The following is a 12,031-nucleotide window of genomic DNA, read 5'->3' as shown; positions in this document are numbered from 1 at the left end:
GCCCAAGGCCGAGGGCAATAATGTGTGTCCTCAAATTCGCGCAGCCGAGGGCTGAAGCGGTGACTCGCGCCAGAGTAGCGGAGCAGAACGGACTAATCACCCGGAACTATGGCCACTCCTGCGGTCAAAAACCATCATCTGTCCGCTTATGTCCGAATCGCTCCTTGACCCTGTGTCATATGTCCGAAATGGGTAGGGTCTGGCGGGGTATGGGGTGAATGCTCTGTCTGGGCCATTGGCCGAAGTAATCCGGATGTGCTCAAATAATCATTCGCCACGTGGATACTCATGAGTCACAGCGAGAACTGCGCTGCGAGATCACGTGCTTCAGTCCATCCGAGAGAGGTTGCGGACGTCATTGAGGACTGCATCTTCACGCGGCAGTCGGGATGTCGGGCCCGACGCCGCCGTCGACCCTGAGGCCCCAGTGGCGAACTCGGCCCCTTCGCCGGCCCCCGCCCGCGCCGCCGCCCGGTCCAAGGGCGGCATCTTCGCGCTGCGCAACTGGCGCGTCCGCTCCAAGCTCGTCGTCCTGGTCGTCCTGCCGACGGCCGCCGCCCTCATCCTCGGCGGCGTCAGCGTCGCCTCCTCGGTGAGCAGCGCGATCCAGTACCAGCGCGTCAGCGACACCGCGGAACTGGCCGGGAAGCTGGCCACCTTCGCCGACCAGCTCCAGCTCGAACGCGACCTCACCGCCTGGTGGGTGGCCGAGGGGCGCCAGCAGGGCGCGGTCGAGAAGATGCAGACGCAGCAAGGCGTGGTGGACAAGACCAAGAGCGAGCTCGGACCGATCGTCCAGCGGGCCTCCGACTCCGACTACGTGGACGCCGCCGACATCCGCCAGGTGCGCAACCGCATGGACGAGCTCGCCGTCGCCCGCAAGGCGGCCGCCGAGTCGCTCTTCGACACCGGCACCGTCATCAACCTGTACGAGCAGATCATCCGCGACCTGCTCGCCATCCACGAGCAGGTCTCCCAGGGTGCGGTCGACACCGAGCTGTCGCACAGCGTGGCCACCTTCGGCGCCCTGTCCCGGGCCAAGGCGCAGATGTCGCGCGAGCGCGCCCTCCTGCTGGCGGGCCTGGCGGCCGGCCGCTTCACCGAGGCGCAGCGCTCCGACTTCGTCACCGCCCGCTCCCAGCGCGACTCCGAGCTGAACACCTTCCGCAGCGAGGCGCCCCTGGCGCTCCGCAACACCTACGACGACACGGTCAGCGGCCAGAAGATCGACCAGGCGGAGTTCATGCGCGCCCGCGCGCTGTTCCTGACCGGGCGCAACCGCCTCCTGGCCGACCGCCTGCTCGGCGGGCAGCAGGCCGAGGAGCAGTGGTTCGAGGCCGCCTCCACCACCGTCGACCGGATGCGCAAGGTCGAGATCCAGATCGCCGACTCGATCATGTTGCGCAGCCGTACGCTGAAGGAGTCGGAGCAGCGCAGCGCCATCGTGGTCGCCGCGCTCATCCTGGCCCTGCTGGTCGCGGTCCTGATCGTCACCGCGGTGATGGCCCGCTCGCTGGTCCGCCCGCTGCGCACGCTGCGCGGCGAGGCCCTGGAGATCGCCGGTCAGCGGCTTCCGGAGACCGTCCGCCGGCTGCGCGAGTCCGGTGACCTGGCCGCCGCCCAGGTCGACCCGATCGGCGTCGTCTCCGAGGACGAGGTCGGTGAAGTCGCCCGGGCCTTCGACGAGGTCCACCGCGAGGCGGTACGGCTGGCCGGCGAGGAAGCCCGCCTGCGCGCCAACGTCAACGCGATGTTCGTCAACCTCTCGCGCCGCTCCCAGACCCTGGTCGAGCGGCAGATCACCCTGATCGACAGCCTGGAGCAGGGCGAGCAGGACGAGCAGCGGCTCGGCAACCTGTTCAAGCTCGACCACCTGGCCACCCGCATGCGGCGCAACTCCGAGAACCTCCTGGTCCTCGCCGGCCAGGACCCGCCGCGCCGCTGGAGCCAGCCGGTCAAGCTGGTCGACGTGGCCCGCGCCTCGCTGTCGGAGGTCGAGAACTACGAGCGGGTCGCGCTGCAGGTGCCGGACGGCGCCTCCGTCGCCGGCCAGGCCGTCAACGACATCATCCACCTGCTGGCCGAGCTGGTGGAGAACGCGCTGTCGTTCTCCCCGCGCGAGACCCGGGTGGTCGTCTCCGCCAGCCGCATCGACGGTGGCGCGATCATGCTGTCGATCACCGACAACGGCATCGGCATGACGCAGGAGGAACTGGCCCACGCCAACGAGCGCCTGGAGAACAGCCCGACGGTCGACGTCTCCGTCTCCCGCCGCATGGGCCTGTTCGTGGTCGCGAGGCTGGCCCACCGGCACGGCGTCCGCGTCCAGCTCCGTCCGCACGGCGCCGGCGGCCTGACCGCCATGGTGCTGCTGCCCGAGTCCCTGCTCGGCGCGCAGCCCGGCCTGACCGGTGCGGCCCCCGGCATGCCCGGCTCCGTCCCCGGCCCGGCGCACAGCTCCGACCCGTTCGCCTCGGCCTCCCCGGCCCTGGCCGCGCCGTCGATGCACGCCCCGATCATCCCCGAGCAGATGCCCGGCTCCTGGCCCGCGACGCCGCAGTACGGCGAGCCGCCGGCACGGGAACCGCAGTTCGGCGGCCCGGGCTTCGGCGGCGAGCAGCGCTGGCCCTCCGACCCCGGCCCCTCGTGGCCGGCCGACTCGCCCGCCTCGGCCTTCCCCTCCGCGGGATCCGGCTTCGGCACCGGCGGCTTCACCAGCGACAGCGCCTTCTCCACCGGCGGCACCTTCGACACCGCCGACCCGTGGCTGGCCTCGCGTGGCTGGAACGCCCCGCCCGCGCCGCCGGAGGAGCCGCCGAGCTGGACCTTCCCGCCCGAGCGGACCCCGGAGCGCAAGTCCTTCGACTTCCCGGAGACCGAGTCGGCGGCCACCGGCCCGATCCCGGTGGTCAAGCCGCCGAGCGCCGGCGACGAGTTCCTGCCGATCTTCGCCTCGGTGGAGTCGGCCTGGTTCGAGCAGGGCGGCACCAGCTCCTGGGGCACCACCAAGGCCGACGCCGGCTGGAACGCCGCGGCCGCCGCCCGTGAGCCGGTGAACGACGGCTCGACCTCGGCGGGCCTGCCCAAGCGGGTCCCCAAGGCCAACCTGGTGCCCGGCTCGGCCGATGCCGCCGCGAAGGCCGCCGCACCGGCGCCCCCGCCGGCCCCGGCGCTGCCGCCCGAGCGGGTCCGCAGCCGGTTGTCGAGCTTCCAGCAGGGCTTCCGCGCCGCGCGCGCGGATCTCAGCGAGGGCCGGGCGCAACCCCCCGGCTCCCGGAACGTTGATAGCAGGGAGGAGGACGAATGAACGATCTGAGCCGCGGGGCTCGCGGAGTCGACTGGTTGATCACCGACTTCGTCTCGACAGTGCCTGGCGTCGCGCACGCCGTGGTCGTCTCGTCCGACGGCCTGCCCCTCGCGGCCTCGTCCGGCTTCCCGCCGGACCGGGCCGACCAGCTCGCCGCCATCGCCTCCGGACTGATCAGCCTGACACAGGGGGCGGCGCGGGTCTTCGAGGGCGGCGCGGTCAACCAGACGATCGTCGAGATGCAGCGCGGGCTCATGCTGATCATGGCGATCAGCGACGGGTCCTGCCTGGCGGTGCTGGCCGCGCCCGACTGCGACATGGGCCTGGTGGCCTACCAGATGACCGTCCTCGTCGAGCGGGCCGGCCAGGTGCTGACGCCTGCCGTACGCGCTGAACTGCGCGCCAGCCAGACCAGGTGATGACGTGAGACAGACGCGTGGTGCCTTCCAGGCGGAACGGGGTTTAGTCCGGTGAGCGATCCACGATGGAACAGCGGCGGGTGGGAACCGGTTCCCCAGCCCCCGCCTCCCTCCGATCCGGCCTCCCCGGTGCGCCCGTACGCGGTGACCGGCGGCCGGACGGCTCCGCGCATGAAGCTGGCCATGGAGGCCCTGGTCTCCTCGGCGACCGCGGAACAGCGCGAGCTGAGTTACATGACGCCGGAGTACCAGGCGATCAGCCAGTTGTGCCGGCAGATCAGATCGGTCGCCGAGGTCTCCGCGCTGATGCGGATGCCGCTCGGGGTGGTCAGGGTGCTGATCGCCGACATGGCGGCCGAGGGTCTGGTCCGCGTCCACCAGCCGCAGCTGGACGAGGGAAGGCCAGACGTCAACCTGCTCGAAAGGGTGCTCAGTGGACTTCGCAGGCTCTAGCACCGGCCTCACCTCCACGAAGATCGTGGTGGCCGGTGGGTTCGGCGTGGGGAAGACGACCTTCGTCGGAGCGGTGTCGGAGATCATGCCGCTGACGACCGAGGCGGTCATGACCGACGCCTCGGTCGGGGTGGACGACCTGGGCATGACGCCGCTGAAGTCCACGACCACGGTGGCCATGGACTTCGGGCGGGTCTCGCTGGACCGGGATCTGATCCTGTACCTGTTCGGGACGCCTGGTCAGCACCGGTTCTGGTTCATGTGGGACGACCTGGTGCGGGGGGCGATCGGCGCGGTGGTGCTGGTCGACACCCGGCGGCTGGCCGACAGCTTCCCGGCCATCGACTACTTCGAAGAGGCCAAACTGCCTTTCGTGGTGGGAGTCAACGGCTGGGACGGCTCGTTCTCGCACGGCGAGGCCGAGGTGCGCGAGGCGCTCACCCTCTCACCTGGGATCCCTATCGTCCGGCTGGACGCCAGGTCCAAGGACTCGGTCAAATCGGCATTGATCACGCTCGTGGAGCATGCGCTCAGCCAGCGCATGGCGGTGCCCGGTTGGGGATAGGCTGGGAAACCACGCCTGAACGCGGGCGCGCGCCCCGGGTGCGCGCCCGTGCCGTAAAGATCTCCGAGGACTGGTCAACCACGTGTTCGAGACGCTTTCCGACCGCCTGACATCGGTCTTCTCCTCCCTCCGTGCCAAGGGACGCCTCTCCGAGGCCGACATCGACGCGACCACCCGCGAGATCCGCATCGCCCTGCTCGAGGCCGATGTGGCGCTTCCCGTGGTCAGGGCCTTCGTCGCGCAGGTCAAGGAGCGCGCCCGCGGCGCCGAGGTCTCCCAGGCGCTCAACCCCGCCCAGCAGGTCGTGAAGATCGTCAATGACGAGCTCATCGCGATCCTCGGCGGCGAGACCCGCCGGCTGCGCTACGCCAAGACCCCGCCCACGGTCATCATGCTCGCCGGCCTCCAGGGCGCGGGCAAGACGACCCTGGCCGGCAAGCTGGCCAAGTGGCTGCGCGACCAGGGCCACGTGCCCATGCTGGTCGCCGCCGACCTCCAGCGCCCCAACGCGGTCCAGCAGCTCCAGGTCATGGGCGAGCGGGCCGGCGTCCCGGTCTACGCCCCCTTCGCCGGCAACGGCGTCGGCGACCCGGTCCAGGCCGCCCGCGACTCCATCGAGCACGCCCGGCGCCAGCAGCACGACGTGGTCGTCATCGACACCGCCGGCCGCCTCGGCATCGACTCCGAGCTGATGAAGCAGGCCGCCGACATCCGCGACGCGGTCCAGCCCGACGAGGTGCTCTTCGTCGTCGACGCCATGATCGGCCAGGACGCGGTCACCACCGCCCAGGCGTTCATGGAGGGCGTCGGCTTCGACGGCGTCGTCCTCACCAAGCTCGACGGCGACGCCCGCGGCGGCGCGGCCCTGTCGGTCCGGCACATCACCGGCAAGCCGATCATGTTCGCCTCCACCGGCGAGAAGCTGGAAGACTTCGACGCCTTCCACCCCGACCGGATGGCCTCCCGCATCCTCGACATGGGTGACATCCTCACCCTGATCGAGCAGGCCCAGAAGACCTTCGACGAGGAGCAGACCGCCAAGATGGCGGGCAAGCTCACCTCGGGCGAGGACTTCACGCTCGACGACTTCCTCGAGCAGATGATGATGGTCCGCAAGATGGGGCCGATCAAGAACCTGCTCGGCATGATGCCCGGCATGGGGCAGATGCGCGACCAGCTCAACTCCATCGACGAGCGCGACCTCGACCGCATCCAGGCGATCATCCGCTCGATGACGCCGGCCGAGCGCGGCGACCCCAAGATGATCAACGGCTCCCGCCGGGCGCGCATCGCTAAGGGCTCGGGCGTCGAGGTCTCGGCGGTCAACAACCTCGTCACGCGCTTCTTCGAGGCCCAGAAGATGATGAAGCGCATGGCCAGCGGCGTCGGCATCCCGGGCATGCCCGGCGGCCGGGGCAAGGCGGCCAAGCAGGCCAAGAAGAGCAAGGGCCGGCGGGTCAGCGGTGACCCGCGCAAGGCCGCGCTCGGCAAGGCCAAGGACGCCGAGACGCCGCCCGCGGCCGACAAGCCCAAGGGCGGGGCGCTGGGCAACCTGCGGCTGCCGCCGGGCATGCAGTTGCCGCCCGGCTTCGACCCGTCCAAGCTCAACCTGCCGCCGGAGCAGAAGTGAAGAACCCGCGCCGGGCACAGTTGATCATCGCCGTTCTCGTGCTGGCGATCGCGGTGCTCTACGCGTTGCAGGCGCTGGGGGTCATCCCGCGCGCCTGACCTTGATGACGATGAAAGCCGGTGCTCCTTCGGGAGCACCGGCTTTCATCGTTTCTCAGTTGTCGGTTCTTTATTCGGTACGGCGGCGCCGGCTCACGTAGCGGATGGCGAGTCCCGCGCCGATGGCGGCGACGGCGAGCGCCGGGTAGACCAGCGGCAGGCCGGTCATGGGCAGGTCGTCCGAGCCCGGGCCGCGTCCGCCGCCCCCGTGGTCATGCGGGCGGTGGGGGCGCGGCCGGTCCGAGGTCGGAGTCGTGGCCGTCGGGGTCGTGGGCGTCGGCCCGGGCGTGGTGGGCGTCGGTCCGGGTGTCGTGGGCGTCGGTCCGGGTGTCGTGGGCGTCGGGCCCGGAGTGGTGTAGGTCGGGGTCGGGGTGGTGGGTGTCGGCCCCGGAGTGGTGGGCGTCGGGCCCGGAGTGGTGTAGGTCGGGGTCGGCGTGGTCGGCGTCGGCTTCGGCTTCGGCTTGCAGAAGGCGCAGGTCCTGGCGAGGACGACGGAGGCCAGCGGCCCCGAGTACTTCCGGCCGCCCTCGTCCTTGATCACGCCGGTGAAGGTGATCTCGATCCAGGCCTCGGCAGGAAGCGCGCCCGGCGGGGTCTCGTGGTCGGTCCTCCGGGCGGTGATCTTCGCGCTGTCGATGTTCGGGAACCCGAGCTGCGCGCCGGTCACGGTTCCGGACACCGTCTGGCCGTTCTCGATGGCGGTGCCCCCGGCGGGCGCGTCGCCCAGGATCCTGATCGTGCCCGGCGCGGACTGCACCGCCGCGAAGCCCTTGGCCTGCTCGGTGCACCGCGCGTAGTTGTTGACGTTGCCGGTGGACAGCAGCGGCACGGTGGCCGACGGGCTGAGCGCGAAGCGGTTGACGACCAGGTCGGCGCGGCCTTCCCAGGCGTCGGGCGCGTCCACGCCGCTGGCGTACAGGGTGCCGTTGGCCAGCGACATGAACCGGCTCATGCCGTCCGGGTCCGGCCAGGTGGGATGGACGGCGGTGTCGGTGCCGGGCGTGTTCTCGACGGCGACCGTACCCCAGATGCCGGAGTAGGCCGGCTGGCCGAGCAGGTCTACGGGCGGCAGGTAGAGCTGCACGCCCGAGGCTTTGCCGTATTCGCCGGTGGAGGCGCCGGCCGCGGACAGCAGCAGTGCGCCGGCCGTGAGCGTGGCCGCTGCCGCGGTCAGCAGCGCGCGAGTCTTCGTGGTGGTCGTCACGCGTGCTATTGCCCCGCAACCTCCCCCCGGTGCGGGCGGGGGACACGCACGGCTTACCGAGGTTTTGCGGCTCGCCTGCCGTACCTGGTCGAAGGCAGTGCCCGCGGTCTGGCACAATGACATGTTGGAACATCGTGGCCAGGTGGGTGCCCTCTCATCTCCTGCCGGTCGCGCCTGTCCCTTCGAGCGGCTTCCCATCGTGCCCCACTCGGTGCGACGTCGTTCACCCACGCTCTGAAGCAGGAGAGACCACACCCGTGGCAGTCAAGATCAAGCTCAAGCGGCTCGGCATGATCCGCAACCCGCAGTACCGCATCATCGTCGCCGACAGCCGCACCAAGCGTGACGGCCGGGCGATCGAGGAGATCGGCCTGTACCACCCGAAGGAGAACCCCTCCTTCATCCAGATCGACGCTGAGCGCGCCGCTTACTGGCTGGGTGTCGGCGCGCAGCCGACCGAGCCCGTGCTGAAGCTGCTCAAGCTCACCGGCGACTGGCAGAAGTTCAAGGGCGAGGCGGCTCCGGCGCCGCTGCTGGTCGCCGAGCCGAAGGCCGACCGGCACGCCGTGTACGAGGCCGCGGCCAAGGAGGCCATGTCCGGTGGCGACACCGGCACCGCCGCCACCACGCCGAAGAAGGCCAAGAAGAAGGAGGAGGCCCCCGCCGAGGAGGCCGCCACCGAGACTCTGGCCGAGGCCTGACATGCTCGAGGAGGCACTCGAGCACCTCGTGAAGGGCATCGTCGAACATCCTGACGATGTCCGGGTCCGCGCCCGCCGCATCCGCAGCGGGAGCGTGCTCGAGGTCCGGGTGCATCCCGACGACCTCGGCAAGGTCATCGGCCGCAACGGTCGCACCGCCAAGGCGCTGCGCACCGTGGTCAACGCCCTGGCCGGCGGGAAGCGAGTGCAGGTCGACTTGCGCGATCTGTACGAAGTGGCCCGCTAGCGAAAGTTCGTAGCGAACGCGCCCTCATCGGTTCACCGGTGGGGGTGTGGTCGTTTCTGGAAGGGAAGTCCCCAAGGTGAAGCTGGCCGTCGGCCGCATCGGCCGTCCGCACGGAGTGCGCGGCGAGGTGACCGTCGAGGTGCGCACCGACGATCCCGAGGAGCGGTTCCGCCCCGGCACCGTCTTCGCCACCGACGCCGGACCGGTCGTGGTCGAGGCCGCCCGGTGGCACAAGGGCGTGCTCCTGCTCTCGGTGGAGGGCGTGCGCAGCCGCGAGGCCGCCGAGGAGCTGCGCGACACGATGCTGCTCATCGACTCCGAGGACGTGGCGCCCACCGGCGACCCCGACGAGTTCCACGACCACCAGCTCATCGGCCTGGCCGTGGTCACGGTCTCCGGCGAGCCGGTCGGCGAGGTCACCGACGTGCTGCACCACGGCCAGGACCTCCTGGTCGTCCGGCGCGGCGGCGGCGAGGACGCCTACATCCCCTTCGTCAAGGCACTGGTCCCCGAGGTGGACGTCGAGGGCGGCCGGCTCGTGGTGGACCCGCCCGAGGGCCTGCTGTGAGCGGCTCCGCCGGAAGGTCCGCGCGATGAGGGTCGACATCGTCTCGATCTTCCCGGAGTACTTCGCGCCGCTGGACGTCTCGCTCATCGGCAAGGCCCGCGAGCGCGGCGACCTCGACGTGCGCCTGCACCAGCTCCGCGACTGGACGCACGACGTGCACAAGACCGTCGACGACAGCCCGTACGGCGGCGGCCCCGGCATGGTCATGAAGCCCGAGCCGTGGGGCGAGGCGCTCGACTCGATCATCGACGGCGGCACGCCGAAGCTGGTCGTGCCCACGCCCAGCGGCCGTCCCTTCACCCAGGCCAAGGCCCAGGAGCTGGCCCGCGAACCGTGGCTGATCTTCGCCTGCGGGCGCTACGAGGGCATCGACTCACGGGTGATGGCCGAGTACGACGCCGACGAGGTCAGCATCGGCGACTACGTGCTCGCCGGGGGCGAGGTGGCCGTGCTGGTGATGATGGAGGCCATCGGCCGACTGCTGCCCGGCGTGCTGGGCAACGCGCACTCCGCGGTGGACGACTCCTTCGCGCCGGGCGCGATGGAGAACCTCCTGGAGGGCCCGGTCTACACCAAACCGCCGGTCTGGCGCGATCGGGCCGTACCCGACGTGCTGCTGTCCGGCCACCACGGGAAGGTGGCGCGGTGGCGGCGCGACGAGGCGCTGAAGAAGACCGTGCGCAACCGGCCCGATCTCGCCGCGCGGCTCACCGACCTCGACAAGCATGATCGCCGGGTGCTGGACGAGCTGTCGTTTCGCGCCGGGCCGGAAGATATGGCACACTGAATCGCTGGCCCGCTTTCCGGGTCTGCTTAGTCATGTACGCGTGTCCCCCTCGAGCCCAGGCCGGGTGGACCTCCGCGTGCTCGTCGAAACGTTGAGGATAGTTCTCATGCACACGAAGATCCAGGAGCTCGACAAGGCGAGCCTGCGCAGCGACGTCCCGGACTTCCGTCCCGGTGACACGCTCGAGGTTCACGTGCGAGTCGTCGAAGGCAACCGCTCGCGTATCCAGGTCTTCAAGGGCTTCGTGCTCCGCCGCCAGGGTGCCGGCGCTCGCGAGACCTTCACGGTCCGCAAGGTCAGCTACAGCGTCGGCGTCGAGCGGACCTTCCCGGTCCACAGCCCGGTCATCGAGAAGATCGTCCTCGTGACCCGCGGTGACGTGCGTCGCGCCAAGCTCTACTACATGCGTGACCTGCGCGGCAAGGCCGCCCGCATCCGCGAGAAGCGCGACAACTCGACCGCCAAGTAAACGGCGTCCGGAATGGCCCGGTACGGCACTGCCGTACCGGGCCATTTCCTTTATCTTTTCCGACGCGTGGCCGGTGTACCGTCGGTCGTGGCTTGTCGCGCACGCGCATCATCTAGGCTCGTGGGCGATGACTAGCGAGAGCCAGGACAACGAGGTGGACGTGGTCGCGGAAGACACCCAGAAGCCGGCCAAAGGCAAGAAGGACAAGAAGGGGTCGTTCTGGAAGGAACTCCCCGTCCTCGTGGTCGTGGCGCTGGTGCTGGCTCTGATCATCAAGTCCTTCGTGGTGCAGGCGTTCTACATCCCCTCCGAGTCGATGGAGAACACCCTCCTGGTCAACGACCGGGTCCTGGTGAACAAGCTCGTCTACCACACGCGTGACATCGAGCGCGGCGACGTCGTGGTCTTCTCCGGCGTCGACTCCTGGGACAGCGAGGTCGTCTACGAGGAGCCGGCCAACCCGATCGCGGCCTTCTTCCGCTGGGTCGGCACCGCCTTCGGCGTGATCCCCGGCGAGAAGGACTACATCAAGCGGGTCATCGGCGTCGCCGGCGACCGGGTGAAGTGCTGCGACGACAAGCAGCGGGTGACGGTCAACGGCGTCCCGCTGGACGAGAAGAGCTACCTGTACCCGGGCGACGTGCCCTCCAAGGAGCACTTCGACGTCACCGTGCCGCAGGACGCGCTGTGGGTGATGGGCGACCACCGCGTGGTCTCCCAGGACTCGCGCGCCCACCAGGGCGACGTCGGCGGCGGCACCATCCCGGTCGAGCACGTCGTGGGGCGGGCGTTCGTGATCGTCTGGCCGTTCTCGCGGGCCACCACCCTGCCCATCCCCGAGACCTTCGCCCAGCCGGCCCTGCAGGCCCTGGGCGGAGCCACCCCGTTGCTCGCGGGCTTCGCGGGCGCGATCCCCCTAGTGCTGCTGCGCCGGAGGCTGTTGTTGAGGCGGAAGAAGAAGTGAGCGAGCCCATTGCCGAGAGCCCGAAGGCGGAGAAGAAGAAGGGCGGGGGGTTCCGCGAGACGGTCGTGCTGCTCGCGGTCGGCGTCGGCCTCGCCCTGCTGCTCCAGCACTTCGTGATCGGCTCCAACTTCATCCCGTCGGAGTCGATGGAGAACACCCTGCTCATCGACGACCGGGTGTTCGTGAACAAGCTCGACGGCTCGGTCGACCGCGGCGAGATCGTGGTGTTCAAGGGTTGGAACGGCGAGGCGACGATCAAGCGGGTCATCGGCATCGGCGGCGACCAGGTGAAGTGCTGCGACGCCAAGGACCGGATCACGGTCAACGGGGTGCCGCTGGAGGAGTCGTCCTACCTCTACCCGGGTGACAAGCCGTCCGAGCACGAGTTCTCGGTCAAGGTGCCGCCGGGCAAGCTGTGGCTGATGGGCGACCACCGCTCGGCCTCGGCCGACTCGCGCGCGCACTACGAGGACCCGGGCGGCTGGATCTCCGTGGACGACGTCGAGGGCAGCGCCTTCTTCCGCTACTGGCCGCTCAACCGCATCGCGGTGATCAGCACGCCGGAGAGCTTCGCCAAGCTCAACTCCGCACAGTAACCGGACAATCGGTCGCGGGTTGC

General features: G+C 70.0%; 13 protein-coding genes. 12 read left to right on the top strand and 1 reads right to left on the bottom strand.

Annotated elements, in window-relative coordinates:
• Positions 1–427: 427 nt before the first annotated feature.
• From ACIBG7_RS00395 to ffh, 5 genes are all read left to right on the top strand, one after another.
• Positions 428–3,307, top strand: a complete 2,880-nt coding sequence (locus ACIBG7_RS00395) for a nitrate- and nitrite sensing domain-containing protein (protein ID WP_397334699.1) — start codon at positions 428–430, stop codon at positions 3,305–3,307.
• The gene (locus tag ACIBG7_RS00390; protein WP_357918098.1) at positions 3,304–3,726 is read left to right on the top strand and encodes a roadblock/LC7 domain-containing protein; all 423 of its coding nucleotides are present in this window, start codon (positions 3,304–3,306) and stop codon (positions 3,724–3,726) included. Before ACIBG7_RS00395 ends, ACIBG7_RS00390 begins: the two co-directional genes overlap by 4 nt.
• 51 nt (positions 3,727–3,777) lie before the next feature.
• A complete protein-coding gene (locus ACIBG7_RS00385) occupies positions 3,778–4,179 on the top strand; it encodes a DUF742 domain-containing protein (protein ID WP_397334698.1) in 402 nt (133 codons plus the stop codon).
• A complete protein-coding gene (locus tag ACIBG7_RS00380) occupies positions 4,160–4,744 on the top strand; it encodes an ATP/GTP-binding protein (RefSeq protein WP_357918101.1) in 585 nt (194 codons plus the stop codon). Before ACIBG7_RS00385 ends, ACIBG7_RS00380 begins: the two co-directional genes overlap by 20 nt.
• Positions 4,745–4,826: 82 nt before the next feature.
• Positions 4,827–6,374, top strand: a complete 1,548-nt coding sequence (gene ffh, locus ACIBG7_RS00375; protein WP_397334697.1) for a signal recognition particle protein — start codon at positions 4,827–4,829, stop codon at positions 6,372–6,374.
• A 168-nt stretch (positions 6,375–6,542) separates the two neighbouring features.
• Here ffh and ACIBG7_RS00370 read toward each other — a convergent pair whose 3' ends face one another.
• Positions 6,543–7,676, bottom strand: coding sequence for a hypothetical protein (locus tag ACIBG7_RS00370; RefSeq protein ID WP_397334696.1), 1,134 nt, complete (start codon positions 7,674–7,676; stop codon positions 6,543–6,545).
• 257 nt (positions 7,677–7,933) lie between these two features.
• Here ACIBG7_RS00370 and rpsP point away from each other — a divergent pair, with 257 nt between their 5' ends.
• From rpsP to lepB (ACIBG7_RS00335), 7 genes are all read left to right on the top strand, one after another.
• Complete coding sequence (gene rpsP / locus ACIBG7_RS00365; RefSeq protein ID WP_397334695.1) at positions 7,934–8,377, top strand: 30S ribosomal protein S16; 444 nt, start codon at positions 7,934–7,936, stop codon at positions 8,375–8,377.
• 1 nt (position 8,378) lies between these two features.
• Positions 8,379–8,624 carry an RNA-binding protein gene (locus ACIBG7_RS00360; protein WP_357918113.1) on the top strand — a complete coding sequence of 82 codons (246 nt, stop codon included), beginning with the start codon at positions 8,379–8,381 and terminating at the stop codon, positions 8,622–8,624.
• A gap of 76 nt (positions 8,625–8,700) precedes the next feature.
• Positions 8,701–9,192, top strand: a complete 492-nt coding sequence (rimM, locus tag ACIBG7_RS00355; protein ID WP_397334694.1) for a ribosome maturation factor RimM — start codon at positions 8,701–8,703, stop codon at positions 9,190–9,192.
• A gap of 25 nt (positions 9,193–9,217) precedes the next feature.
• A complete protein-coding gene (gene trmD, locus ACIBG7_RS00350; RefSeq protein ID WP_357918119.1) occupies positions 9,218–9,979 on the top strand; it encodes a tRNA (guanosine(37)-N1)-methyltransferase TrmD in 762 nt (253 codons plus the stop codon).
• A gap of 106 nt (positions 9,980–10,085) precedes the next feature.
• Positions 10,086–10,448, top strand: a complete 363-nt coding sequence (gene rplS, locus ACIBG7_RS00345) for a 50S ribosomal protein L19 (protein WP_357918122.1) — start codon at positions 10,086–10,088, stop codon at positions 10,446–10,448.
• A 127-nt stretch (positions 10,449–10,575) separates the two neighbouring features.
• On the top strand, positions 10,576–11,412 hold the full coding sequence (lepB, locus tag ACIBG7_RS00340) for a signal peptidase I (protein ID WP_357918125.1): 837 nt from the start codon (positions 10,576–10,578) through the stop codon (positions 11,410–11,412).
• Positions 11,409–12,008: a signal peptidase I gene (gene lepB / locus ACIBG7_RS00335; RefSeq protein ID WP_357918128.1), complete on the top strand. Its 600-nt coding sequence runs from the start codon at positions 11,409–11,411 to the stop codon at positions 12,006–12,008. The genes lepB (ACIBG7_RS00340) and lepB (ACIBG7_RS00335) overlap by 4 nt, the downstream gene beginning before the upstream one ends.
• Positions 12,009–12,031 lie beyond the last annotated feature (23 nt).

This window comes from Nonomuraea sp. NPDC050328, from assembly GCF_044459405.1.
GTDB lineage: Bacteria > Actinomycetota > Actinomycetes > Streptosporangiales > Streptosporangiaceae > Nonomuraea.
This window is presented reverse-complemented; position numbering and strand designations above follow the sequence as displayed.